The 25,007-nt window shown below is 71.4% G+C and carries 17 protein-coding genes; 8 read left to right on the top strand and 9 right to left on the bottom strand.

Annotation, left to right across the window (positions count from 1 at the left end; translation table 11 throughout):
* Nucleotides 1–142: 142 nt before the first annotated feature.
* Entirely contained in the window at nucleotides 143–1,243 is a 1,101-nt protein-coding gene (locus ACN28A_RS18745; RefSeq protein WP_421396824.1) for a hypothetical protein, read from the bottom strand.
* Between the two features lie 16 nt (nucleotides 1,244–1,259).
* The gene (locus ACN28A_RS18740; protein ID WP_421396823.1) at nucleotides 1,260–1,889 is read right to left on the bottom strand and encodes an MBL fold metallo-hydrolase; all 630 of its coding nucleotides are present in this window, start codon (nucleotides 1,887–1,889) and stop codon (nucleotides 1,260–1,262) included.
* Between the two features lie 113 nt (nucleotides 1,890–2,002).
* On the opposite strand from ACN28A_RS18740, the gene ACN28A_RS18735 reads away from it, so the two are divergent.
* The gene (locus ACN28A_RS18735; RefSeq protein WP_421396822.1) at nucleotides 2,003–3,061 is read left to right on the top strand and encodes a DUF4349 domain-containing protein; all 1,059 of its coding nucleotides are present in this window, start codon (nucleotides 2,003–2,005) and stop codon (nucleotides 3,059–3,061) included.
* 205 nt (nucleotides 3,062–3,266) lie between these two features.
* Here the strand turns inward: ACN28A_RS18735 and ACN28A_RS18730 are convergent, their stop codons facing one another.
* Together ACN28A_RS18730 and ACN28A_RS18725 are read right to left on the bottom strand one after the other, a co-directional pair.
* On the bottom strand, nucleotides 3,267–4,520 hold the full coding sequence (locus tag ACN28A_RS18730; RefSeq protein WP_421396821.1) for an amidohydrolase: 1,254 nt from the start codon (nucleotides 4,518–4,520) through the stop codon (nucleotides 3,267–3,269).
* Nucleotides 4,521–5,033: 513 nt separating this feature from the next.
* The gene (locus tag ACN28A_RS18725) at nucleotides 5,034–6,617 is read right to left on the bottom strand and encodes an acyl-CoA mutase large subunit family protein (RefSeq protein WP_421396820.1); all 1,584 of its coding nucleotides are present in this window, start codon (nucleotides 6,615–6,617) and stop codon (nucleotides 5,034–5,036) included.
* A gap of 260 nt (nucleotides 6,618–6,877) precedes the next feature.
* Here ACN28A_RS18725 and ACN28A_RS18720 point away from each other — a divergent pair, with 260 nt between their 5' ends.
* Together ACN28A_RS18720 and ACN28A_RS18715 are read left to right on the top strand one after the other, a co-directional pair.
* Entirely contained in the window at nucleotides 6,878–8,806 is a 1,929-nt protein-coding gene (locus ACN28A_RS18720; protein WP_421396819.1) for a protein kinase domain-containing protein, read from the top strand.
* Nucleotides 8,807–8,895: 89 nt separating this feature from the next.
* Nucleotides 8,896–10,608, top strand: a complete 1,713-nt coding sequence (locus ACN28A_RS18715; protein WP_421396818.1) for a phospho-sugar mutase — start codon at nucleotides 8,896–8,898, stop codon at nucleotides 10,606–10,608.
* Nucleotides 10,609–10,716: 108 nt separating this feature from the next.
* Here ACN28A_RS18715 and ACN28A_RS18710 read toward each other — a convergent pair whose 3' ends face one another.
* Together ACN28A_RS18710 and upp are read right to left on the bottom strand one after the other, a co-directional pair.
* Nucleotides 10,717–11,394: a GOLPH3/VPS74 family protein gene (locus ACN28A_RS18710; protein WP_421396817.1), complete on the bottom strand. Its 678-nt coding sequence runs from the start codon at nucleotides 11,392–11,394 to the stop codon at nucleotides 10,717–10,719.
* 175 nt (nucleotides 11,395–11,569) lie between these two features.
* Nucleotides 11,570–12,202: a uracil phosphoribosyltransferase gene (gene upp / locus ACN28A_RS18705; RefSeq protein ID WP_421396816.1), complete on the bottom strand. Its 633-nt coding sequence runs from the start codon at nucleotides 12,200–12,202 to the stop codon at nucleotides 11,570–11,572.
* A gap of 240 nt (nucleotides 12,203–12,442) precedes the next feature.
* On the opposite strand from upp, the gene deoC reads away from it, so the two are divergent.
* From deoC to ACN28A_RS18680, 5 genes are all read left to right on the top strand, one after another.
* Entirely contained in the window at nucleotides 12,443–13,453 is a 1,011-nt protein-coding gene (deoC, locus tag ACN28A_RS18700) for a deoxyribose-phosphate aldolase (protein ID WP_421396815.1), read from the top strand.
* A 4-nt stretch (nucleotides 13,454–13,457) separates the two neighbouring features.
* The gene (locus ACN28A_RS18695) at nucleotides 13,458–14,888 is read left to right on the top strand and encodes an aldehyde dehydrogenase family protein (RefSeq protein WP_421396814.1); all 1,431 of its coding nucleotides are present in this window, start codon (nucleotides 13,458–13,460) and stop codon (nucleotides 14,886–14,888) included.
* Nucleotides 14,881–15,705: an aldehyde dehydrogenase family protein gene (locus tag ACN28A_RS18690; RefSeq protein WP_421396813.1), complete on the top strand. Its 825-nt coding sequence runs from the start codon at nucleotides 14,881–14,883 to the stop codon at nucleotides 15,703–15,705. The genes ACN28A_RS18695 and ACN28A_RS18690 overlap by 8 nt, the downstream gene beginning before the upstream one ends.
* 77 nt (nucleotides 15,706–15,782) lie before the next feature.
* Nucleotides 15,783–16,580, top strand: coding sequence for an aminoglycoside N(3)-acetyltransferase (locus tag ACN28A_RS18685; protein WP_421396812.1), 798 nt, complete (start codon nucleotides 15,783–15,785; stop codon nucleotides 16,578–16,580).
* Between the two features lie 240 nt (nucleotides 16,581–16,820).
* Complete coding sequence (locus tag ACN28A_RS18680; RefSeq protein ID WP_421396811.1) at nucleotides 16,821–18,494, top strand: HEXXH motif domain-containing protein; 1,674 nt, start codon at nucleotides 16,821–16,823, stop codon at nucleotides 18,492–18,494.
* On the opposite strand, the gene fxsT is transcribed toward ACN28A_RS18680, so the two are convergent.
* The 3 genes from fxsT to fsxC form a co-directional block, all read right to left on the bottom strand.
* Nucleotides 18,491–22,423, bottom strand: a complete 3,933-nt coding sequence (fxsT, locus tag ACN28A_RS18675; RefSeq protein ID WP_421396810.1) for an FxSxx-COOH system tetratricopeptide repeat protein — start codon at nucleotides 22,421–22,423, stop codon at nucleotides 18,491–18,493. The two genes, ACN28A_RS18680 and fxsT, sit on opposite strands and share 4 nt — an antisense overlap.
* Nucleotides 22,410–23,228 carry a TIR-like protein FxsC gene (locus ACN28A_RS18670; RefSeq protein WP_421396809.1) on the bottom strand — a complete coding sequence of 273 codons (819 nt, stop codon included), beginning with the start codon at nucleotides 23,226–23,228 and terminating at the stop codon, nucleotides 22,410–22,412. Before ACN28A_RS18670 ends, fxsT begins: the two co-directional genes overlap by 14 nt.
* 223 nt (nucleotides 23,229–23,451) lie before the next feature.
* Entirely contained in the window at nucleotides 23,452–24,639 is a 1,188-nt protein-coding gene (fsxC, locus tag ACN28A_RS18665; protein ID WP_421396808.1) for an FxsC protein, read from the bottom strand.
* Nucleotides 24,640–25,007 lie beyond the last annotated feature (368 nt).

Raw genomic sequence — 25,007 nt, 5'->3', positions numbered from 1 at the left:
CGGCAGCCCCCGCGCGGCAGCCGCGCCGGCACGAATCGCCCGCCACACCGGGCCGGGCCCGTCAGGCACCCGTGGTCAGGGCTGTCCACCACACCTGGTCAGGGCTGTCCACCACACCCCGGTCAGCGGTCGGCACGCCCGGTCAGGGCAGGTCGTCGCCGTCCTCCGCCATCGACTCGACGGCCGCCTGCACCTCGCCGGCCCGGCGCCGGGCGGCGACCGCCGTCCGCTCGGCGGCCCTGCGGGCGAGCTTGCGCCGGCCGGACTCCTGCTCGGCGGCGGCCCGCCGTCGTTCCAGTCCGGCCAGCTCGGACTCGATCGCGGCCAGCTCCGCCCCGGCGTCCCGCTCGGCCGCCACCGCCGCCGCCAGCTCCGCCTCGGCCCGCTCCTGCCGGGTACGCGCCTCGGCCAGCGCACGGTCCAGGGTGCGCCGCCGGGCGGCCCGGGCGGACTCCTCGGCCCGCGCGGCCCGGGCGGCTGCCCGCTCGGCCGTCGAGGTGCCCTGCCCCGCACCGCCGCCGCCCGGCGCACCGGCTCCGGTACGCCCACCGCGCGCCGCCACCCGACCCGGCGCGCCGCCGCCGGTACGCCCACCGTCCGCCGCCACCCGACCCGCCGCACCGGCGCCGGACTCCGTCGTCGCCTCGGTCTCCCCGGCGTCGGCCAACTCCCCGGCGTCGGCCAGCTCGTCGGCGACGCCGTCGACAAGCTCCCCGCCCTCCGGGCCGCCGACGATCAGTCGCAGCTGCGGTCGGGGCACCTCGCCGAAGCCGGCGTAGCTGGTCGCCCGCACCAGCCGGCCGGACCGGGCCTGCTCGGCGACCTCGACGTCGGCCAGTGCCGCGTTGAGCGTCGCCTCCACCTCGGCCAGCGGCAGCTTCCCGGCGGCCAGCCGTGGGTCCGCCTCCCCGGCGAGCGCCCGGGCCTGGCCGACCAGTGCCGCCACCACGCCCCGCCGCCGGGCGGAGAGTTCCCGCAGCCGGTCGCCACGCAGCTCCCGCTGGGCACCGCGCAGCGCGGCGGAGAGTTCGACAAGCTCGGCCATCAGCTCCGGCCGGCGCAGCGCCAACAGGTTCACCAGCCAGGCCGCCACGGTCGGCTTGCGCAGCTTGCCGATCTCCCGGGCGGTGCCCGGGTCACCGGCGGCCCGGGCCGCCGCGACCGCCTCGGCGCGGGCGGCGACGAAGCCGTCCGGCGGCGCGGCGTAGAGCCGTTCGACGAGCTCACGGGGCAGACCTGGCATCTCGCGGGTCTCCGGTTCAGTCGACTGCGGTCCCGGGCACCAGGCGGGCGTAGTCACAGTTGGCCAGCGCGACCATGTTCTTGTCGTAGACGGTCAGCCCGGCGTCGCCGAGCAGCCCGTCGTGCAGGGCGTACGCCCGGCGCGGGCCGACCGCCCGGACGAAGTCGACCGAGTCGGCGAGCTTGAGCCAGGGCCCGGAGATCGGCACGAACAGGGTGTCCACCCGCACCCCCTCCGGTACGTCGAACGAGTCGCCCGGATGGTAGACCGACCCGTTCAGCAGGAAGCCGAGGTTCACCACCCGGGGGATCTCCGGATGGATCTCGGCATGCCACCCGCCGTACGCCCGCACGGCGAAGCCGGCCGCCTCGAACGAGTCGCCGGACTCGACGGTCCGGACCACTCCACCCAACGCGTCCAGCTTGGACGCGACCTCGGGATGGGTGTGGACGGTGACCGACGGCCGCCGGTCGAGCGCGTCGGCCAGGGCGTCCACGTCGAGATGGTCGGCGTGCTCGTGGGTGATCAGGACCGCGTCCACCCCGTCCAGCGCGGCCGGCTCGGTGAGGTTTCCGGGGTCGATGACCAGCACCGCTCCGTCGTCCTCCACCCGTACACACGCGTGGCCGTACTTGGTCAGTCGCATCGAGACTCCTCGGTCACCGAATCGTGATGTCCCCAGCGCAGTCTGCCGGAACCGGGGCGACTTCGCGGCGCGTCTGACCGCAACGCCGCCAGGGGGACGGACGAGGAGGAGACATGAGCGCACGACTCGGGGTAACGGGGCGGAGCCGACGCCGGTTGACCGGACTGCTCGGTACGGTGCTGCTGGCCGCCGGCCTGGCGCTGGCCGGCTGCGGCGCGGACGGCCGGGAGGCCACCGGCAGTTCGGCGGCGGACGCTCCGGCCGGGGAGGCGGACCGGGCCCAGCCCGGCGCGGCCGAGGTGCCGTTGCTGGGCGGGGGCGAGGAGCAGGCCAAGGAACCCGAGACCGACCTCGGCGTCGGCCAGCGGGCGATCGTCTACACCGGTTCCGTCACCGTACGGGTGACCGACGTCGAGGAGGCGTCGGCGCGGGCGGTCGGCATCGTCACCGGGGCCGGCGGTTTCCTCGGCGGCGACAACCGGAGCAGTGACGCCTCCCGGTCCGAGGCGACCCTGCAACTGCGGGTCCCGGCGGACCGGTTCGGCACCGTCGTGGACGAGATCGCCCGGCTCGGCGAGCAGTTGCGCCGGGAGGTGAAGACCGACGACGTCACCGAGGAGACGCTCGACCTGGACGCCCGGATCGCCACCCAGAAGGCGCGGGTGGAGAGCGGGCGGCGGCTGCTGGCCCAGGCGAAGACCCTGTCGGAGCTGGTCATGCTGGAGGGTGAGCTGGCCAAGCGGGAGGCGGACCTCGCCTCGCTGGAGGCGAAGAAGCGCCGGCTCGCCGACCTGACGGCGCTCTCCACGATCACCGCCGTACTGCTCGGGCCGAACGCGCGGGCGCCGGAGGACGACGAGCCGGGGACCGGGTTCCTGGCCGGGCTGGAGGGCGGCTGGAACGCGTTCGTCGAGTCGCTGCGGATCCTGCTGACCGTGCTCGGCGCACTGCTGCCCTGGGCCGTCGGGCTGGGCGTGCCGGCGTTGCTGGTGGTCTGGCTGGTCCGCCGGCTCCGTGGCCGGCGTCGCCCGCCGACCCCGCCCACTGCGCCGGGTCCGCCCACCCCGCCGGCTCCGCACCAGGGCGCTCCGGCGACCGCCGCCGCCGGGCGGGGGCCGGGCGGCGGGCCGGCGAGCACGGTTCCGGCCCAGGCGCCGGCCCCGCCCGACTGAGCCGACCGACCACGGGACGCCGGGTGCCGTCAGCACGGCACCCGGCGGCGCGACCATCCGCTACACCGCCGGTCGTGACCCCGTGGGTACCCGGCCACCGGACCCGACCCCGCCCACCTCCGCCCGCCGGTACGGCGGGTCAGCCGGCCAGCGGCACGGCGGATCAGCCGGCAGCGGCGCAGCGGATCAGCCGGCAGCGGCGGGGTCAGTCCGCCAGCGCCTTGAGCGCGGTCTGCACCAGCAGCCGTACGCCGACCCCGATGGCCCGCTCGTCGACGTCGAAGGTGGCGCGGTGCAGGTCGACGTTGGCCGCCGTCCGCCCGACGCCGAGCCGGGCCAACGCACCAGGCACGTGCTCCAGATACCAGGAGAAGTCCTCGCCACCCATGCTCTGCGGGGTCTCGGCGATCCCGGCCGGGCCCACCGCGGCGGCGGTGGCGGCGGTCAGCACCCGGATCGCCCCGGCGTCGTTGACCACCGGCGGTCGTCCGCGCAGGTACTCGACGTCCACGGTGGCGCCGGTCGGGGCGATCACGTCCCGGACCACCTGGGCGACGATCTTCGGCGCCTGGTCCCAGGTGTCCCGGTCGAGTACCCGGAGCGTGCCGGCCGCCATCGCCTCGTTCGGGATGACGTTGTACTGCGTACCGGCCGATGCCTGGCCGAAGACCAGCAGCAGTCCGCTGTTCGCCGGCACCCGGCGGTTCACCAGTGCCGGTACCTCGGTGACCAGCCGGCCGAGCGCGTCGACCAGGTCCACCGTCAGGTGCGGCCGGGCGGTGTGTCCGCCCGGCCCGGTCAGCCGCACGGTGATGTTGTCCGCCGCCGCGGTGATCGGGCCGACCCGCAGGCCGACCTGGCCGACCGGCAGGTTCGGGTCGCAGTGCAGGGCGAAGATCTGGGTGACGTCGGTGAGCCCACCGGCCTCGATCACCTCGAGCGAGCCGCAGGGCAGGATCTCCTCGGCCGGCTGGAAGATCAGCCGCACCCGCCCGTCCAGCTCCCCCCGCTTGGCGAGCTGGGCCAGCAGCAGAGCGGCCCCGAGTACGACAGTGGTGTGCACGTCGTGACCGCAGGCGTGGCAGACGCCGTCCACCGTGGACCGGTAGGGCACGTCCTTGGCGTCACTCAGCGGCAGTGCGTCGAGATCGGCCCGGAGCGCGACCACGGGGCCGGACGGCCGTCCGTCGATGTCGCAGATCACCCCGTTGCCCTTCGGCAGCAGTCGCGGCTCCAGGCCGGCCAGCGCCAGCTCGCGGGCGATCAGGGCGGCGGTGTCGAACTCCTGGCCGGAGAGTTCCGGATGGGCGTGCAGGAACCGGCGGGTCGCGATCAGATCGGGCAGCCGGACGCCGAGCATCCGGTCGAGCCCGGCGGGCAGGGGTTCGGCCCCGGGCGGCGTCTCGGATTCCGACGACGCCGGCCGGCTGCCGGTCGGCAGTTGCAACGCACTCGTCACGTCGAATTCTCGATCACTGTGGATGGGATGGGACTCGGACAGCCTAGACCGCCGACGGTGACGCTGCGCAACCTCGTTCTGGTAGTGATCAGACAGCACAGCGTCACGAAAGCCCTGGTAGAAGCGCTCGGCAGCATACGGAACGCGCCCTACGCTGCCGTCAGACCCCGCCATCTGTGCCACACCTCCTACAACGCGTGACGGTTTCACCGGTCACGATCTAGCTCCGCAGCAACGTCACCTGGCCGGTTTGTCGAGTTGTCCGACGGTCCTCGGGCAGGCAACGGTGAAGCACCACCGGGGGTGGCGGGGGTCCCCAGGGTGACAGTCGGCGTCAAACGGACCGCGCACAGGCTGTCCGTCATCGCACCGAAAGGGGCCGCTTACCTCCTGATACCCGAAAAACCCCACCGGCACTCCCGGCTGCCCGGACGACCAGCACGGCCGGCCGACACCGGCCGACCACCGGCGGGGCCGACTGTCGGCGGGCGCCCACCGGCGGGGCGGGCGTGGTCAGAAGCGGTCGGTCGGCCGGTAGGTGCCCCATACCTCGCGCAGCAGGCCGCAAACCTCGCCGACCGTGGCCCGGGCCCGCAGCGCGTCCTTCATCGGATAGAGCACGTTTCCGGTACCCGTGGCGACCGTGCGGAGGTCGGCGAGGGCCCGCTCGACGGCGGCGGCGTCCCGGTCGGCCCGCAGCCGGGCCAGCCGGTCGCGCTGGGCCGTCTCGATCGCCGGGTCGACCCGGAGCGGCTGGTACGGCTCCTCCTCGTCGACGGTGAACCGGTTGACCCCGACCACCACCCGGTCACCGGACTCGATCTCCTGGGCCACCCGGTACGCCGACGCCTCGATCTCGCGCTTCTGGAAACCCGCCTCGATCGCCTCCACCGCCGAGCCGTACTCGGCGACCCGGCCCATCAACTCGCGCACCCCGGCCTCAATCTCGTCGGTCATCGACTCCACCACGTACGAGCCGGCGAACGGGTCGACGGTGGCGGTCAGGTCGGTCTCGTACGCCAGCACCTGCTGGGTACGCAGCGCCAGCCGGGCCGCCTTCTCGGTGGGCAGCGCGATGGCCTCGTCGAAGCTGTTGGTGTGCAGCGACTGGGTGCCGCCGAGCACCGCGGCCAGCCCCTGCACGGCGACCCGGACCAGGTTCACCTCCGGCTGCTGGGCGGTGAGCTGCACCCCGGCGGTCTGGGTGTGGAAGCGCAGCATCAGCGACTTCGGGTTGGTGGCGCCGAACTCGTCGCGCATCAGGTTGGCCCAGATCCGCCGGGCGGCCCGGAACTTCGCCACCTCCTCCAGCAGGGTGGTCCGGGCCACGAAGAAGAACGACAGCCGGGGGGCGAAGTCGTCCACGGCGAGGCCGGCGGCGAGCGCCGCACGGACGTACTCGACGCCGTTGGCCAGGGTGAAGGCGATCTCCTGCACCGGGGTCGCCCCGGCCTCCGCCATGTGGTAGCCGGAAATCGAGATGGTGTTCCACCTCGGCACCTCCCTGCGGCAGTACGCGAAGGTGTCGGCGACCAGTCGCAGCGACGGCTTGGGCGGGAAGATGTACGTCCCCCGGGCGATGTACTCCTTCAGGATGTCGTTCTGGATGGTCCCGTTCAGCGCCGGTCCGGCCACCCCGGACTCCTCGGCCACGAGTTGGTAGAGCAGCAGCAGTACCGAGCCGGGGGCGTTGATGGTCATCGAGGTGGAGACCCGGTCCAGCGGGATGCCGGCGAAGAGGGTCCGCATGTCGTCGACGGAGTCGATCGCCACCCCGACCTTGCCGACCTCGCCGTGCGCGATCGGGTGGTCCGAGTCGTAGCCCATCTGGGTGGGCAGGTCGAAGGCGACCGAGAGGCCCATGGTGCCGGCGGCGAGGAGTTGGTGGTAGCGCGCGTTGGACTCGGTGGCGGTGCCGAAGCCGGCGTACTGGCGCATGGTCCACGGCCGCGAGGTGTACATCGTCGGGTAGACGCCCCGGGCGTACGGGAACTCGCCGGGCGCGCCGAGCCGGTCGTCCAGACCTTCCGGTACGTCGGCGGCGTCGTAGACCGCCCTGATCGGGAAACCCGACTCGCTCGACCGACCTTCACTCATGCCCGGCATGGTAGAACGATCCGCTGACCAGGCGTCGCAGGGCCGAACGGCCACCACCGGCCGGCTCGCGAACCGGCACCGGCCGGCTGGTGAGCGGATCGGCACGCCCCGTCCAGGTACCCGAACTTTCGGTGAGGAGACCGACACGTACGGTCGAGTTCTCGGCAACTCCGGCGGTTGTCTTTCCCTTCTGCGGTCGGAACCCGCAATATAGGGGGGTTCTGTCCTGTGCCCCCTCGATTCTCTTCGGTGGCTTTTCTGTGACTCAGATCCCGACGTGGAGTGGCGGACCGGCCAATCCCACCAACGGACGTGCGGCACCCGGCATCACCATCGGCGGCCGGTACTCGTTGCGGGCGGCGGTCGGCCACGGCGGCATGGGCACGGTGTGGCGCGCGGCCGACACCCTGCTGCGGCGCGACGTGGCCGTCAAGGAGGTCGTACTCCCGCCGGGGCTGGCCCCCAGCGACCGCGACGCGATGTACGAGCGCACGCTGCGCGAGGCGCGGGCGGCGGCGGCGCTCCAGCACCCGGCGGTGGTGCAGGTCTACGACGTGGTCACCGAGGGCGGACGGCCGTGGATCGTGATGGAGTTGCTCGACGCGCGCAGCCTCGCCGACATGGTGATCGAGGACGGCCCGCTCGCGCCGCGCGCCGTCGCCAAGATCGGCATCGCCCTGCTCGGCGCGCTCGAGGTGGCGCACGCGATCGGCGTGCTGCACCGCGACGTCAAGCCGGCAAACGTGCTGATCTGCTCCGACGGCCGGTGCGTGCTCACCGACTTCGGGGTGGCCCGGATGCCGACCGACGTCCAGCTCACCACCCCGGGCATGGTGCTCGGCTCGCCGCACTTCATCTCGCCGGAGCGGGCCATGGGCCAGGACTTCGGCCCGCCCAGCGACCTCTTCTCGCTCGGCGTGACCCTCTACACCGCGGTCGAGGGACGGCCGCCGTTCGACAAGGGTGACCCGATCGAGACCATGCACGCGGTGGTGGAGGACCCACCCGCGCCGCCGGTCCGGTCCGGGGCACTGACCCGGGTGCTGCTCGGCCTGCTGGAGAAGGACCCGGCCCGCCGGCTCGACGTGACCGCCTCGCGCACCATGCTCCGCGAGCTGCTGGCCGGCCCGCTGGCCAGCAACGCCGCAGGGCACATGGTCACCGACCCGTACGCGGTGGTGCCGAGCCAGCGCTCACCGTGGCAGCAGCCCGCCGGCGCACCCCAGTCACCGACGGCGGCCGGAGCCCAGCCGGGCCGGTCCACCCGGCCGGCGGCCAACGGCGAGATCGGCGGCTCGGCCATGCTCGCCCCGGGCGAGTCCCTGACCGAGCGGATCGCCCGGAGTTCCCGCGACGCCGCCAGCTCGAACCGGCCGCCGGCAGCCGGCGACAACCCGCTGGACACCCCGACCGGGGCGATGCCGGGCGCGGCCGGCCGGCGCGGCGGGCCACTCAACACGCCGACCGGTGCGATGCCCGGAACCGGCGGGCGGGGCACGGTGCACACCGCCCGGGGTGGCGGCGTGGGTCGCGGCCTGGACGGCGCCCGCCAGGCCGGCGACTCGGTGCTGCGTACCGTCAAGGGCTGGCCGCGCAGGATGCAGCTCGCCGTGGCCGGTGGGGTGGCCGCGGTGCTGCTGATCGGCATCGTCGCGCTCTCGATCGGCGGCGACGAGGACCCCGCCGGCACGCCGCCGCCGCAGGCCGGGCCGACCAGCCAGGCCCCGGTGCCGGCGTCCTTCGCCACCCAACCGCACGACGAACGCGGGGTCTCGCTCAACGTGCCCAAGGAGTGGAAGAAGGCGGTCCCGAAGAAAGCCGTCTACATCGACTACACCGATCCGGAGGACAGCGGCCGACGGGTGCGGGTGCTGGTGGAGGACTTCAAGGGTGACAGCTCACGCCGCTGGGCGGAGATCGCCGCGAACGGGCTGAAGTCGAGCAAGAGTTGCGCCAAGCCCTACCGGCAGGTGGGCCTTACGGACGAGGAACTGGTCGGCAAGCCCGCCGCGCAGCTGGAATACACCTGCGGCGACGGTGACGAGCAGCGGCACGGCATATGGCGCGGAGTCGTACAGGGCGGCAAGGTCTATTCCTTCTACCTGACCACTCCCGACGCCCGGTTCGAGGAGAGCAAGCCGATCTTCGACGAGATGGTCAAGTCGTTCCGGCTCGGCAGCGCCGGCTGACGTCCATCCTTGCCCGCCCCGGGGGCGTGGACCACGCCGGGGCGGGGCCGGACCGCGTCCGGGGGTGGCCGGCGTGCTATCACAGTCCGATGGTGGCGAAACCGAAGCGGTCCGGCGGCCTGTCCCCGGACGCCTCCCCCGACGAGCTGGCCCGGCTGCGGGCCCGCGCCCAGGCGTGGCTGGACGACGACCCCGACCCGGCGACCCGGGAGGAGCTGCGGGGCGTACTCGACCGGCTGCCGGCGAGCGCTGCCGAGCTGGCCGACCGGTTCGCCGGGCCGCTCACCTTCGGCACCGCCGGGCTGCGCGGGCCGCTGCGGGCCGGCCCGAACGGGATGAACCTGGCCGTGGTCACGGCCGCGGCGGCCGGGCTGGTCGGCTGGCTCGGCGCCCGCGCCGCGTCCGGCCCGCTGGTGATCGGGTACGACGCCCGGCACGGCTCGAAGGAGTTCGCCGAGCGGACCGCCCGGGTGGCCACCGGTGCGGGGCGGCCGGCCCTGCTGCTGCCCCGGCCGCTGCCCACCCCGGTGCTGGCGTACGCGGTCCGGGCGCTCGGCGCGGTCGCCGGGGTGATGGTCACCGCCAGCCACAACCCGCCACAGGACAACGGCTACAAGGTCTACCTGGGCGCCGCCACCGGCGGCCCCCGGGGCGCGGGCGCGCAGATCGTGCCCCCGGTCGACGCCGAGATCGAAGCGGCGATCCGCTCGGTCGGATCACTGGCGGCGGTACCGCTGGGCGCGCCCGGTGACGTGCTCGGCGACGACGTGGTGGCCGGGTACGTCCGGGTCACCGCCGGGGTGATCGCACCGGCCGGGCCGCGCGAGCTGACCGTGGCGTACACCCCGCTGCACGGTGTCGGTGCCGCCGTGCTCACCTCGGTCTTCGCCCGGGCCGGCTTCGCCGTGCCGGGGATCGTTGCCGAGCAGGCCGAGCCGGACCCGAACTTCCCCACCGTGTCGTTCCCGAACCCGGAGGAGCCGGGCGCCACCGACAAGCTGCTCGCGCTGGCCGGGGAGGTCGGCGCGGACCTCGCGCTGGCCAACGACCCGGACGCCGACCGGTGCGCGGTGGCGATCCCCGACCGGGTACGCGGCTGGCGGATGCTGCACGGCGACGAGCTGGGCGTACTCCTGGCCGACCATCTGATCCGGCGGGGCCGCACCGGGCTGTACGCCAGCACGATCGTCTCGTCGTCCCTGCTGCGGGCCCTGTGCGAGGCGCGCGGCGTGCCGTACGGTGAGACGCTGACCGGGTTCAAGTGGATCGTCCGGGCCGCCGCCGAGTCCGGGGACGCCGAGCTGGTCTACGGCTACGAGGAGGCGCTCGGCTACTGCGTCGCCCCCGACCAGGTGCGGGACAAGGACGGGATCAGCGCCGCGCTCACCGTCGCCGAGCTGGCGGCGGAGTTGAAGGCGCAGGGGCGGACCATCGCCGACCGGCTGGACGAGTTGGCCGGCGAGTTCGGGGTGCACCTGACCGACCAGCTCTCGGTCCGGGTCGACGACCTGCGCGAGATCGAGAACGCGATGACGTACATCCGGAGCAGGACTCCGGCTACGCTGCTCGACGAGCCGGTCACCTCGGTACGGGACCTGGCTCCGGCGGCGGACGTGCTGATCCTGCGTACCGACACCGCCCGGGTGGTGGTCCGGCCGTCCGGTACCGAGCCGAAGCTGAAGGCGTACCTGGAGGTGGTGGAGCCGGTGGTCGACGGCGACGTGCCGGCGGCCCGGGAGCGCGCCGCGGCCTCGGTGCGGGCGCTGCGCACCGAGACCGCCGCCGCCCTCGGCATCTGGTAGCCGCCGCCCTCGCTTACCTGGTGGGCGGCGGGCGCGGCTGCCCAGGGTGGCGTCCCTGGTGGGCGTCAGGCGCGGCTGTGCAGGCCGGCGTCCCTGGTGGGCGGGGCGTCAGGCGCGGCTACCCAGGGCGGCGTCGATGGCCCGGGAGAGCGCGGCGATCACCAGTGCCACCGAGGGGCGGATGGTCGACCCCTCCAGGCTCCCGTCGTCGGTGAACCCGGCACCCCGGGCGATCTCCGCCAGCCGGTTCCGGGCGTCCTCGGCGGCCGGCCCGGTCAGCCCGAGACTCGGCTGTACCCGGATCGCCGCCATCACCGCGGCCAGCGCGGCGGTCCGCTCGTCGGGTACGGCCTCGCCGGTGAGCGCGGCTGTCAGCCGGGTCCGGATCTCCGCCTCGACCGACGGGTCGAGCACCGGGTAGCGGTGCACGTGGATGTAGCCGAGTTCGGTCTCGTCCACGTCGCTGATCACGCCCCGGGTGCAGAGGTCGCCGAGGATCCGGTCGCGCAGCCCGTGTCGGAGCCGCTGCACCCAGGAGGCCGGTGTGTGCGGGGTGTCCGCGGCGATCCGGGCGAGCACGTCGTCGGCGATCGGGTCACCGGTCGGCGCGGGGTCGGTGGCCACGATCGAACCGTCGGAGAAGGCGACCCGGCCGGCGAGGGCGAGGTCGACCAGCACGGCGGCGGCCATGCCCAGGTCGAGTCCGATCCGGGAACCGGTCGCCTTGCCGGATTTGTCGTCGTAGCCGAGCAGCAGCAACTCCTCGGCCAACCCAACACCTGTCATGGCCCGGAACGGTAGCCGTTTCGCGCCAGCCGCGCATGCGTCCCGGCCGGACCGTTCGGAGCGGGTTCGGCGGAATCGGACCCCGCGCAGCCCGAGACAGCCCGGAACCAGGCCCGAGACAAGCCCGGAACCGGGCTGGAGACAGCCCGGGACAGCCCGGAGCCGGGGTCGGAGGTCAGAACCGGGGCATGCCGCCGAACTGCCGGTCGCCGGCGTCGCCGAGCCCGGGGACGATGAACATCCGGTCGTTGAGCCGCTCGTCGATCGCGGCGGTGACCAGTCGCAGCGGCAGCCCGGAGCGGTCCAGCCGCTCGATCCCGGCCGGGGCGGCGAGCACGCAGAGTACGGTGATGTCGGTGCAGCCCCGGTCGGCGAGCAGCCGGCAGCAGTGCTCCAGCGAGCCGCCGGTGGCCAGCATCGGATCGAGCACCAGCACCGGGCGGCCGGCCAGGTCGGTCGGCAGCGACTCCATGTAGGCGCGCGGCTCGTAGGTGTGCTCGTCCCGGGCCAGCCCGACGAAGCCCATCGACGACTCGGGCAGCAGGCCGAGCGCGGAGTCGGCCATTCCCAGTCCGGCCCGGAGCACGGGTACCAGCAGCGGCGGGTTGGCCAGCCGGATGCCCTGGGTCGGCGCCACCGGGGTGTCGATCGGGAACTGCTCGACCGGCAGCGAGCGCGCGGCCTCGTACACCAGCATGGTGGTGAGTTCGTGCAGCGCGGCGCGGAACGACGCCGAGTCGGTCCGGGCGTCGCGCATCACGGTCAGCCGCGTCTGGGCCACGGGATGGTCAACCACGAGTACGTCCACGGTCGCTCAACCTACCGGTAACCTCGGGGCGGATCTTCGCCTGGTCACCGGGTCTGCGGTACCCGCCTCGCCGGAACCCCGCCACCCGACCCGGAACCCCGCCACCCGACCCGGGACCCCGCCACCCCACGGCGGCCCGCCCGGTCGCGTCGACGGCGACGGCGACGACGACGACGACGACGGTCAATCGGCAACTATGGCCAAGATCACACGCGGGTACCGGTGCGTAGACTTGCCGGCATGACGGCGACAACGGCGTCGGCGCGGTCCGACCTGTCCGGGGCGGGACGTTCCGACCTGTCCGAGGTGGGACGTTCCGAGGCGACCCTACGGACCTTCCTGCACGGCCTGCCCGGGGTGGACCAGGTCGGCGCGGAGCAGCGGGCGGCGATGCTCGGCACCCGCTCGATCAAGACCACCTCGAAGGCCTGGGCGATCGACCTGGCGATCCGGATGGTCGACCTGACCACGCTGGAAGGTGCCGACACCCCGGGCAAGGTACGCGCGCTGGCCGCCAAGGCGCTGCGCCCGGACCCGGCCGATCCGTCCTGCCCGCCGGTCGGCGCCGTCTGCGTCTATCCGACGATGGTCCCGGTGGCCGCCGCCGCGCTCTGGGGTGCGTCCACCCGGCCGGCCGGCGAGGCCGGCCGGGTGCACCTGGCCAGCGTCGCCACGGCGTTCCCGTCCGGACAGGCACCGCTGGAGGTGCGGCTCGCGGACACCCGCTCGGCGGTGGCCGGCGGGGCGGACGAAATCGACATGGTGATCAACCGGGGTGCCTTCCTCTCCGGCCGCTACCAGGAGGTCCACGACGAGATCGTCGCGGTGAAGGCGGCCTGCGGGGACGCCCACCTCAAGGTCATCCTGGAGACCGGGGAGCTGGCCACCTACGACAACGTCCGGCGGGCCTCCTGGCTGGCGATGCTGGCCGGCGCCGACTTCATCAAGACCTCCACCGGCAAGGTGCCGGTCGCCGCGACCCTGCCGGTCACCCTGGTGATGCTGGAGGCGGTCCGGGACTTCCGGGAGGTCACCGGCCGGCAGGTCGGGGTCAAGCCGGCCGGCGGCATCAAGACCACCAAGGACGCGATCAAATACCTGGTACTGGTAAACGAGACCGCCGGGGCGGACTGGCTCGACCCGGACTGGTTCCGGTTCGGCGCCTCCAGCCTGCTCAACGACCTGCTGATGCAGCGCACCAAGCTGACCACCGGCGTCTACTCCGGCCCCGACTACTTCACCCTGGACTGAACCGATGTTCGAATACGCCCCGGCGCCCGAGTCGCGCGCGGTAGTGGACCTCAAGCCGTCGTACGGGCTGTTCATCGGCGGGAAGTTCGTCGAGCCCGGTGACGGCGGCACTCTGAAGTCGATAAATCCCGCCTCCGAGGAGGTGCTCGCCGAGGTCGCCGAGGCCGGTCCGGGTGACGTGGACCGGGCGGTGCGGGCGGCCCGCCGGGCGTACGACGAGGTCTGGGGGCCGATGCCGGGCCGGGACCGGGCCAAGTACCTGTTCCGGATCGCCCGGATAGTCCAGGAGCGCTCCCGCGAGCTGGCGGTGCTGGAGTCACTGGACAACGGCAAGCCGATCCGGGAGTCCCGGGACGTCGACCTGCCGCTTGTCGCCGCGCACTTCTTCTACTACGCCGGCTGGGCCGACAAGCTCGGGTACGCCGGCTTCGGCCCCGCCCCGCGCCCGCTCGGCGTCGCCGGCCAGGTCATCCCGTGGAACTTCCCGCTGCTGATGCTGGCCTGGAAGATCGCCCCGGCGCTGGCCGCCGGCAACACGGTGGTGCTCAAGCCGGCCGAGACCACTCCGCTGAGCGCGCTGCTCTTCGCCGAGATCTGCCAGCAGGCCGACCTGCCGCCCGGGGTGGTCAACATCGTCACCGGGGCCGGCGAGACCGGCCGGGCGCTCGTCGAGCACGACGGGATCGACAAGGTCGCCTTCACGGGTTCCACCGAGGTCGGCCGGCAGATCGCCCGGTCGGTGGCCGGCAGCCGCAAGAAGCTGACCCTGGAACTGGGCGGCAAGGCCGCCAACATCGTCTTCGACGACGCACCGGTCGACCAGGCCGTCGAGGGCATCGTCAACGGCATCTTCTTCAACCAGGGCCACGTCTGCTGCGCCGGCTCCCGGCTGCTGGTCCAGGAGTCGGTGTACGACGAGGTGCTCGCCGCGCTCAAGCGCCGGATGGCCCGGCTGCGGGTCGGCGACCCGCTGGACAAGAACACCGACATCGGCGCGATCAACTCGGCCGCCCAGCTGGACCGGATCCGGACCCTCGCCGACATCGGCGCGTCGGAGGGGGCCGAGCGGTGGTCCCCGCCGTGCGAGCTGCCGGACCAGGGCTTCTGGTTCGCCCCGACCATTTTCACCGGGGTCAGCCAGGCGCACCGGATCGCCCGGGAGGAGATCTTCGGGCCGGTACTCTCGGTGCTCACCTTCCGTACCCCGGCCGAGGCGGTGGAGAAGGCGAACAACACGCCGTACGGCCTGTCGGCGGGGATCTGGACCGACAAGGGCTCCCGGATCCTCTGGATGGCCGACCGGCTGCGCGCCGGGGTGGTCTGGGCCAACACGTTCAACAAGTTCGACCCCACCTCGCCGTTCGGCGGCTACAAGGAGTCGGGCTACGGCCGGGAGGGTGGCCGTCAGGGGCTGGAGGCGTACCTCGATGTCTGAGCGGGTGGCGGTACGCAAGACGTACAAGCTCTTCATCGGCGGGAAGTTCCCGCGCAGCGAGTCGGGGCGGTCGTATCCGGTGCAGAACTCCAACGTGGCACTCGCCTCCCGCAAGGACGTCCGGGATGCCGTACTGGCGGCGCGGGCGGCGGTCAAGGGCTGGTCGGGCGCGACCGCGTACAACCGGGGGCAGATCCTCTACCGGGTCGCCGAGATGCTGGAGGGGCGGCGGGACCAGTTCGTCGGCCTCGGCGTGCCGGCCGGCGAGGTGGACGAGGCGATCGACCGCTGGGTCTGGTACGCCGGCTGGGCCGACAAGCTGACCCAGGTCTACGGCAACGCCAACCCGGTCGCCGGACCGTACTTCAACCTCTCCGCGCCCGAGCCGACCGGCGTGGTCGGGGTGGTCGCCCCGGCCGAACCGGCCCTGCTCGGGCTGGTCAGCGTGGTGGCGCCGGCGATCGTCACCGGCAACACGGTGGTGGTGCTGGTCGCCGAGGCGAGCCCGCTGCCCGCGATCACCCTCTCCGAGGTGCTGGCCACCTCCGACCTGCCCGGCGGAGTGGTCAACCTGCTCACCGGTCGGCCGGCCGAGACCGCGCCCTGGCTGGCCGGGCACATGGACGTGAACGCGCTGGACCTGACCGGGGTCGCCGACCCGGACCTCGCCGCCGAGTTGGAGCGGGCCGCAGCCGGCAACCTCAAGCGGGTACTCCGGCCGTCCGCCGGGCCGGTCGACTGGGCCGCCGATCCCGGCATCGGCCGGATGACGGCGTTGCTGGAGACCAAGACGGTCTGGCATCCGAAGGGGATCTGACCGGCCTCGTCTTCCGGCACACCGCTGTCGAGTTCCGGGGCACACTGCCCGTCGGGTTTCTGGCACACTGCCGTCACATGGACGGCGCGGGGCCACAGACTCGGAGCAGTCTCGTCCGCGACCTTCGCGCACTCGGAGTACGGGCCGGAAGCAGCGTCCTGCTGCACGCCTCGCTCCGTTCGCTCGGCTGGGTCTGCGGGGGTGCTCCGACGGTGGTCCGGGCGCTGCTGGACGTACTCGGCGAGGGCGGCACGCTCGTCGTGCCGGCGTTCAGCCGGGACAACCGCGATCCGTCCCGCTGGTCGCACGTCCGGGTCCCCGAGTCCTGGTGGCCGACAATCCGGGCCGAGTTGCCGGCGTTCGACCCTGCCGTCACCCCGTGCCGGGAACTGGGGCTGATCGCCGAGACGGTCCGCACCTGGCCCGGTGCCGCGCGCAGCGGCCATCCGCAGACCTCGTTCGCCGCGGTCGGCGCTCGGGCGGCGGAGCTGACCGCCCGGCATCCGATCACCTCCGAGATCGGTCCGGAGTCACCGCTCGGCGCCGTCGAGTCGGTCGGCGGCGAGACGCTGCTGCTCGGCGTCGGGTACGACCGGTGCACCGCGTTCCATCTGGCGGAGTACCGGCTGCCGGGGCTGGGGCGTCGGACGAACCGCTGCGTGGTGACGACTTCGGAGGGCCGGCGGGAGTGGATCAGCTACCAGGCGGCGGTACTGGACGACCGCGATTTCGCCGAACTGGGCAAGGATTTCGAATTGACCTCGGCGAATGCCGTCCGGGTCGGTAATGTGGGTGCCGGGAAGGCGAGGTTGTTTTCCGTCAGCTCGGCGGTGAGCTATGCGATGAGCTGGCTGCCCCGCCATCGCCCGGCGTAGCCAACGCGCTCCTTCCCACTGACGGCGGCACGCCGAAGGTGGCAGATGGATGTACCCCCACGTTCCGTACGACCTGCGCCGACGTCGTCGCAGCATCAACGTCGGCGAACCACGCCGATCAAACGACACCGGTTCACGGCCGAACAGTTCGCTGCGCTGGGTCGGGGTGGTGGCGGCCTCGACGCGGTCGAGATTCTGGCCGCCAGCCAGCGGTCGAAACGTCGGGTGCAGTTGCTCGAGGTGACCCGGAGAGCCCTGCGGCTCGGCGGCTCGGCGGCAGCGTCGACGGACCGGGCCGTCACGTTGCTCAGTGCCGCCGAGGCCCGCCACCCGAAAGCCGTACGCGCGGTGTTGGCCCATCCGTACCTCGACAACTGGGCCAGTACCTGCCTGCGGCATTTCGGCAGCGGCAACGGCGCCGACGAGGAATCGCTCGACCCGCTCGACTACCTGACCGCGCTGGCCGCGTCCGCCGCAGCCCTGGCCGGCCTGCGGTTCGAGGTCGAGTTGCCGACGAATCGCGGTACCGTCGTGCTGCCTACCCTCGGTGCCGCCACCGGCCTCGGTCCGGGTCCGGTCCGGATCATCGGCGGACCGGTCCGGTTGGTTTTCGTCGGGTCGACCCGGCGGGTCACGGTCGCAATGCCCCTCCAACAGCCGTCCGAACATTGGGCACCCCGACGGCTCATGCGGATCGACAGTGCGGGCCATCGCTACCGGTTGGCGATCGAGGACTTGGACCCGTACCGGGACTGCTACCGGTGGCAGCCGGCAGGCCGGCTGAGCGATCCGGCCGCAGCACGGCTCGGCCGGCTGTTCCGGCTGGCCTGGAAGCTCGTCGTCCGGCAGTTCCCGGACCATGCCGACGCGATCCGGACCGCGTTGGTCTGTGTGGTGCCACTCGCCCCGGCCGCCGAGGGCACGACCCTGGGAGCCACCTCGTTCCACGCCTTCGGCTCGGTGGCGGTCTCCGCGACCTCGGAGCCGGAATCCCTCGCGCTGTCGTTGATCCACGAATTCCAGCACATGAAGCTGGTCGCTATCAACGATCTGGTCGACCTGCATCGGGCAGATCCGGACACCGGCTACTTAGCCCCGTGGCGGCCCGACCCGAGGCCGATCTCAGCGCTGTTCCAGGGCACCTACGCGCATCTGGGTGTCTGTGACTTCTGGCGGCGCCGCCGGCAGGCCCTGACCGAGCCGGCGGCCCTGCGCTCCGCGCACTTCGAGTTCGCGCTGTGGCGCCGGCTCACCCTGGTCGCCGCCGACAGTCTGCTCGAGACCGGCGCGTTGACCCGTCTCGGCACCGTCTTCGTCCGGCAGATGGCGGGCAAACTCGCTGACTGGGCAACCGAACCGGTACCGCCCGAGATCGACCGGTACGCCGCCGATGCGGCGCTGGCTTACGTCATCCGTTGGCGCCTGACGAACGGCTGGCCACCGGCCGATGACCTGAACTGGCTCGCCGACCATCCCCGCCCGGTCTGGCTGCCGGAACGGGTCGATCCGACCAACCTGTTCTCCACCGACAGCGCGTCGGCACCGGCTCATCCGATGGCGGCCGAACCGGGGCTGGCCACGCTGATCCGGGCCAGGGCCACCGGAGCCGAGCTGGGCACCGCCGTGCCGACGCCGAGCCTCGCCGACCTGGCGTACCTGGAAGGTCGAATCTCCGACGCGGTCCGCGGCTACGTCTCGGCGATCCGACAGGGCGACGTCTCGGGATGGGTCGGGCTCTCCCTTGCGGTCAGCCAAGAATTTGATCTAGGCCGACCGATGGTCGAGTACTTCGGTTTGGCTCGCTGGCTGTACGAGGCAGGCGACGGCCGGGCCGATCCGGCAGAGGTGCTGCGGTGGTTGGCCCTCAGGCTGGCGAGACGATACCAGATCGTCTGCGGGATCGAGCCGGTCTAGACCGGCTCGAGTTCGATGTCGATGGTGATGCGCTGGCCGGCACGGATCGCTGCGGTATTCGGGTGCTCGTCGCCGAGGACCTGGCTGGAAAGTTCGAGCGCCTTGCGGAGTTGCCGCTGACCGTCGTGAACCGCACCGGTGTCCCGGAGACTGATCGCCAGGTTGGCCGTGGCCGCGATCGTGGTCGGATGCTTCGAGTCCAACCGCCCCATCAGTTTGCCCTGACTGCGCTCGTCCAGCCGCCGGGCGTCCGCCGCATCGCCGGTGGCGGATCGCGCGCTGGCCAGGTTGAGCCGGCAGGCCAGGGTATAGGGATGGTCGTCGGCGAGGACATCGGTGAACCGCTCGGCGGCATCCGCCAAGATCGGTAGCGCGGCCGCGGCCTCACCCGCCCGGAGCAGTATGATACCGAGATCGTTTTCCGCGCCGAGGGTGTACGGGTTGTCCGCCCCGAATTCCTTCTGGAAGTAGGTCACCGCGTCGCGTGCCTGTGCCTGGGCCAGCGCATGGTCCCCCATCGTGGACCGGAGGCAGGCGGATTCCAGCAGACACCCCTTGGTATCCGGGTGCCGCTCGGTGAGCGTCTGGTGGGCTCGGCGCAGGGTGTCATCGAGCAGCCCGACGGCGTCGTGCGGGCGCCCCATCCGGCGAATCGTCACCGCGAGGCTCTTGGCCGCCCAGAGGGTCACCCAGTCATCGTCGCCAAGCAGATCCCTGGAGCCCTCCAACGCCCTCTCCAGCGTTTCGCGGGAGGCCGCATGGTCGCCCAGGGCCCGGAGGTCCCGCCCGTAGGCGATCGCCGAGTACAGCGTCCACTTGTTGCGTTCGCCGAGCACCTTGCGCCGGCGGCGCAGGGTGTCTGCGTCGATCCGAGCGGCCTCGGCGTAGTTTCCGGCCAGCCGCTCCGTCAACGCCACGTTGTTCGCGGCACTCAGCGTCCGGAAATAGTCGTCGCCATAGGTGGCACGCCACCGCTGCCAGCACGCGCGGGTCAGCTGCGCCGCCCTGTGGTAGTTCCCCGAATACTGGAGGTCGGCAGCGAGACCGCCCACCGCTTCGAGCGTGTAGAAGTGGTCGTCACCGAGCAACTCGGTCAGCCGGGGCACCACCTCTTCGCTGTGGGCCAGTGAGTCACGGATGCGGCCGGCGGTGCGTAGCGTGTTGGCGAGCAGCACCCGCAGCCGCAGGGCGAGGGCGTCCTCGGTCTCGAACATCGTCGACCACTGCTTGATCGCCCGTTCGGCCAGTTCCGCACTACCTGTGAGGTCGTCACGCAGCCAGAGGTAGCGCACCATGTCAAGGACCAACTGTCGTGTCGCGTCGTCTCGGGACTCCAGCGCGCCGGAGGGCTCGAGATGCGGGCGCAGTTCCTCGTAGGTCGACCAGTTCCGCTGGTCGTCCACGCCGCCCTGTCTCGCCGCCGACGTGGCCGCGAGAATCTCCTGCACCTGCACCCGGCTCTCCGCCCTCGCCTCGACGCTCATCGCGTCCCTGATAACCGTTTGTACCAGCCGGTGAACACGGATCGCGTTGTTTGCCGGATCGACTCGGGCGAGCGCGTAACGACCGATATCCTGGATCAGCGCGCCGTGCAGCAGCGGATCGCGCATCGCCCGGTCGACCTTGGCCAACTCCTCCACCATTCGGGGCGTCTGAAGCAGCCAGGTCGGAATCGGTTCCGGGGAGAAGAACGAGAGAAGCTCCAGCAATCGGGCGGCGGCAGGCCGGCTCTCCCGCAGCCGCTGCAACGAAAGATTCCAGGTGACCGCCGCCGAGGTCGGATAACCCTGTGGCGGCTTTTCGGCCAGCATCTCCGGCATCCGGGTGTCCAGCAGTTGCAGGTAGTTGCGCACCGGCATCGCCGTGGTGGCCAGCCAGGCTGCTGCCTGTTCCACCACCAGCGGAAGATCACCCAGCCGCTCGGCCACGGCGTCGGCCTCGCTCGGCGCCACTGTCTCGACCCGGCGGGAAATCAGCTCTACACTCTCGGTCCGCTCGAAGACCCCGATCTCCAGGTGCTCGGCGACATGCGTCCAGCCCTGGTTACGAGTGGTGACGATAACGTCGCCCGGTCCGTCGGGGAGGAATCCGCGGAGTTGCTCCGGCTCCTCCGGGTTGTCAAATATGATCAACCACCGGGGAAACTGGGTGCCCTGCCGCAGTGCCTGGAGGACGGCGTCGACCTGTTCGTCCACGGTCGGTCCAGACTGCAGTTTGAGCTGTCCGGCGAGCTTGGCCAGTTCAACCCGGACGATCTGCGGCTGGTCCGCCGAGATCCACCAGACGATTTCGTAATAGGCAGCGAACCGGTGAGCGTACTCGAGGGCGATCTGGGTTTTGCCCACCCCGCCCAGCCCGAGCAGAGCCAGGGGCTGTGCCGTCGGATGCTGGTGCAGTCGGTTCCGCAGGGTCTCCAAGATCGCGGCCCGACCGGTGAACGCCGGATTCCGGGCAGGCAGCCGCCAGACCGGCGGAAGCGCGGCCGGGAAGCGCGGCCAGATCTGTCCCTCGCCCACCGCACCCGCCGACGACGGCACGTCCACCAGATCGAGAGCCGCCAACAAGGCTTCCCGGGCCCGTGACGCCGACACCCCGTGCAGGTCGATGACGTCCCGCTCCTCGAGCGTCGACGGAGTGGGGGTGCTGTCGAACCGGATCGGGACGATGAATCGACCGGGGCCGTCATAGTCCTTTTCCTGCCCACGTCGCCACAGCCGTGCCGCGTCCCGGGAACGCGCGTACTCCTGAGAGAGCAGCACCAGCATCCGGTCGGCCCGCTCTACCTCCTCCACCGACAGGCGCTGCTCGACCAGTCGGCTGGGCTGGCTGACCCGGTTCAACTCGGCGGCGATCCACTCAGCCCAGATGCGGTCCCGTGGTGCGTAGCTGACCACCACATCGCCTGGTCCCGGTGGCGTCCGGCGTTCGAAGTCGGCCAGCCAGCGCAGCCGCCGCGCCTCGGGCATGAGGACCGGCAACTCGATCGGCGAACCGACCACGATGCCGGTCAGCCGCTCGTACGCGGCGAGCAGCGTGCCCTCCTGGCGAGGTCTGTCGCCGAACGCGGCGAGGATCTCCTCGTAGGCGTAGTAGACCTTGTAGGGGATCTCGACCGCGCCCCAGTACTTGTCGACGTTCTCCCGTTCCAGCGCCCGGACGAACGGCTCGAACTGCTGCCGGGCGTGCGTACGGCTCCGTTCCAGCTTGATCTGCTCGCCGTCCTCCACCCGGGTCGGGACCGGGAAGATCTGGATTGGTTGTCGCCCCCGCAGGTTGCGGATCGACCGGGCCACCTCGACCGCACCCTGGATGCTCTGCGTGCTCATGGTGAAACAGTTGACGAGCACGTCCGGCAGCATGACGGTGCAGATCCCGGCCGTGTCACTGAGCCCGGTCCGGCTGTCGATCAGGATGTAGTCGTAGTGTGCCCGCAGATCGTCGCGGAACGCCTTCAGGAAGACTGCGCCGCCGAGCCGATAGTAGAAGTCGTCCCAGTTGAAGGTGCTGACCCGGGCGGAGTACTCCGTCCCCTGCCGGCCCGCCGGCACCAGGTCGACCCCACCGTTCCCGGGGAAGGGGAACTCCAGCGAACTGGCGTAGCGCTGGACCCGGGCCAGGTCGGCCACCTCGGTGGAATCCAGCAACCCCGAACCGTCCTCAGCCGGCCGGGTAGCTGCCTTGGCGTACTCGCGGACGAGGTCGATCACGCCGAGCGAACCGCGTAGGTCCTTGTCCACCAGGAACGGGTGGAAGTAGCGATGCAGGCCGGGAGACTCCAGGTCCCAGTCGATGGTCAGCACTCGGTGGCCGTTGCTGGCGAGCAGCCATGCGACGTTGGCCAGCGCCATCGTCCGGCCGGTACCACCCTTGTAGGAATAGAAGGTGATGATCCGGCCGATAGGCTGCCGGCCGTCCTCACGGTCGATCATGACCATCACCCCACGAGGTGTCTGGCGCGGCACCGGTGTCCCCCACCGGCTCTGCCGGGCCGGGGTGTTCCAGGTCCTCCGCGATTTCGAGACTGAGAATCGGCCGGGGCTGCGGAATGTCCGATGTGTCAGCATCCCGAAGTGGCCACTTCCACGATGTCGGCCTCGGTGCCGGTTCCGGGCGCGGGACCTCCTGCGATCCGACCGGTTCGACGCGTGGGTGGAAGGCGCTGCCCACCCCCCGAAGGTCGGCCCTGGTGAGCGAGCCCGGATCAAGCTCGGGTAACCGAGGATCCTCCCGCACGGTCTCCGTGATCAGCTGCGCGAGTGCCAACACGAACCGCTCGTAGTCTCGGCCGCTCTCCCGCAGCAGCTCGCGCAGGCCCTCCCGCTCGTAAGCCGCGCCGAGCCGAGGGTCGTGATGCTGGAGATGACCGAGGAAGTCGGGTACCTGGGTCCGCACCCAGAAGATCGGAATCAACCGCGCCCTACGCGCCCCGGCGGCCTGCTCCCGTCGGCGGATCCGCTCGCTGAACACCGCCCATTCACGACCACAGAACTCGCTGCGGAAGTAGCGTGGAGAGAACAGAGCGATCATTGTCTGGGTACGGCAGAGCGCTTCGAGCAATTGCCGGGGCCAGTGGTCCCCGACGCGCAGCGCCCCGTCGTCGTGGAACCCGACCACGGTGCGATCGTCCTCGCCGACCAACACTCGAATCTCCGTGCTCAGGTTGGCAAAGAACCGCTGGACGCGGACCTTGTCGTCGCGTTCCCCATGGGCATAGCTCAAGAAGAAGTACAGCAACGGTCCTCCCCGGTCTCCGCGCCGTACGCACCGGGATTGCCGATCAACGACGAAATGGGAGATCAGCGTACGGCACGGAGCTGCCGTCATGCTCGTCGTTCGCGAGCCACGCTCATTATAGGAAGCCCTCGCATCGTACTTTCGTGCCGAGTAGTGCCACCGGCCCGGCCGTCGAGCGAGAGGCAAGTTCCGGGGAAGGGTGTGCGACGCCATCATCGACCCATTACGGACCCTGCAGGATGGGACGGTCCACGGGCTCGTCCTGAGCAGGTCGGCGGAACACCCGGCCGTGGCTGAAGATGCGATTCTGTGCCTCCTCCAGCGCCGCCACAAGGTCGACTTCGAACGACTCTGGGCTGTCGATCTCGATGCGGACCAGTTGGTCCTGCCGCGCCAGGTTGCGCGGAAGCGCCCGTGTCAGCCCGGCCCGGAGTTCCCCACCGTGCCGGACCGTTTCCGCGTCTGTCAGGCTGGCCGGCGCCAGTACCGCGACGCTCGGCTCGGCATGGCTGTCGAACTCGGCGAGCATGCGACGGTAGGAGGCGAGTTTCGTGATCCAGGCGTCGACCAGCACCACGACGATCTCGTTGTTGCGCCGAGCCCGGTCGAGGCGTTCGGCGAGATCGTCGAGCTCGGCGACATCCGAGCCGAAGAGTTGCTCGGCCGCGAGCGCACGGGCGTGGGCGACCAGCGGCTCCGCCAGCGCCGGCCGGTACGCGGCCCAGTCCCGGCCCCGCTCACCGTAGAAGCGAAGGTCCTCCCGCACCGTGTCCATCTCGGCCCGAGTGCCGGCGGCCACGATGAAGTGGACCCGTTGGCTGACAGCCTCGACCAGGTCTTTTCTGGGTGGCTTCTGCCCGATCGATCCGGACTCGGCATGGTCGGTCGAGTCCACTTCGGCGTAGCCGAAGGCGTTCGGCACCTTGGCCGGGTCGAAACTGGGGCTCATCGGTGGGATCTGGTATTCCTCGATCGTCTCCATGATCTGCCGGGCAACCGAGGCGAGCAACGCCTCGTAGCGCGGCCGGTGACTGCGCAACCGGATGAGCTGCCGGACCGCCTCGCCGCCACCGCTGTCCCCCCAGGGCACGGAGATCAATGCTGGAGGGCGGCGCCCGGTCTCCTTCTCGTATCGCCGGAGCCGCTCCGCGAAGATCGACCACTGCCGTCCGCACCGTTCGCTGAGGAAGTAACGCGGCGAGCAGAGTGCGACGAAAGTCTGACAGTCGGCCAGGGCATTACGGGCCGCCGTCGACCAGGGCGAGCGGCTGCCGCTCTCCACCGTCTCGACGAATCCGACGTCGCCGTCGACACCCGAGATCACCCGGACCTTGGCCGACAGGTCTTGAAAGAAGCGGATCGCGTAGCTGTCGTCGTCACCCACAGCACGGCTCAGGAAGAACTGCGTCAACAGCTCCTCCTCACGCAGGGGCGATTCATGCGTCCGGGCTTTCTAGATCATCTGCTACGGAGTAGCCCCTCGGACAAGGCGGTCCCATTCTCGTGGTAGGAACGGCCCGGCCGCAAGACGCCAGGCGGAGGTGTCGAAACAACCGGCGGGTAGCCGCAAGCCACCGTTCGACCGGAGAATACGTGGTCCAAGCCGCACACTGCCCTCCCGCTGCCTCCGGAGGCGTCACCAGGAAACCTCAACCTCCTTGCTACCCCATGGGCGCACGTCAAAGCGATCAGCTCGATCGTGAATACGAATCGCGCCAGGTCAAGGCAACTTTCACCCGACCTGCAGTGATCACAGCAATCTATCGCGTCACCGAATCA

Source organism: Plantactinospora sp. WMMB782 (assembly GCF_049179135.1).
Taxonomy (GTDB): Bacteria; Actinomycetota; Actinomycetes; order Mycobacteriales; family Micromonosporaceae; genus Plantactinospora.
This window is presented reverse-complemented; position numbering and strand designations above follow the sequence as displayed.

Bases quoted from the DNA above. Each gene is read 5' to 3' on its own strand.
- ACN28A_RS18745 (WP_421396824.1), bottom strand. From the start codon at position 1,243: ATGCCAGGTCTGCCCCGTGAGCTCGTCGAACGGCTCTACGCCGCGCCG.
- ACN28A_RS18740 (WP_421396823.1), bottom strand. From the start codon at position 1,889: ATGCGACTGACCAAGTACGGCCACGCGTGTGTACGGGTGGAGGACGAC.
- ACN28A_RS18735 (WP_421396822.1), top strand. From the start codon at position 2,003: ATGAGCGCACGACTCGGGGTAACGGGGCGGAGCCGACGCCGGTTGACC.
- ACN28A_RS18725 (WP_421396820.1), bottom strand. From the start codon at position 6,617: ATGAGTGAAGGTCGGTCGAGCGAGTCGGGTTTCCCGATCAGGGCGGTC.
- ACN28A_RS18715 (WP_421396818.1), top strand. From the start codon at position 8,896: ATGGTGGCGAAACCGAAGCGGTCCGGCGGCCTGTCCCCGGACGCCTCC.
- ACN28A_RS18710 (WP_421396817.1), bottom strand. From the start codon at position 11,394: ATGACAGGTGTTGGGTTGGCCGAGGAGTTGCTGCTGCTCGGCTACGAC.
- deoC (WP_421396815.1), top strand. From the start codon at position 12,443: ATGACGGCGACAACGGCGTCGGCGCGGTCCGACCTGTCCGGGGCGGGA.
- ACN28A_RS18695 (WP_421396814.1), top strand. From the start codon at position 13,458: ATGTTCGAATACGCCCCGGCGCCCGAGTCGCGCGCGGTAGTGGACCTC.
- ACN28A_RS18690 (WP_421396813.1), top strand. From the start codon at position 14,881: ATGTCTGAGCGGGTGGCGGTACGCAAGACGTACAAGCTCTTCATCGGC.
- ACN28A_RS18685 (WP_421396812.1), top strand. From the start codon at position 15,783: ATGGACGGCGCGGGGCCACAGACTCGGAGCAGTCTCGTCCGCGACCTT.
- fxsT (WP_421396810.1), bottom strand. From the start codon at position 22,423: ATGATCGACCGTGAGGACGGCCGGCAGCCTATCGGCCGGATCATCACC.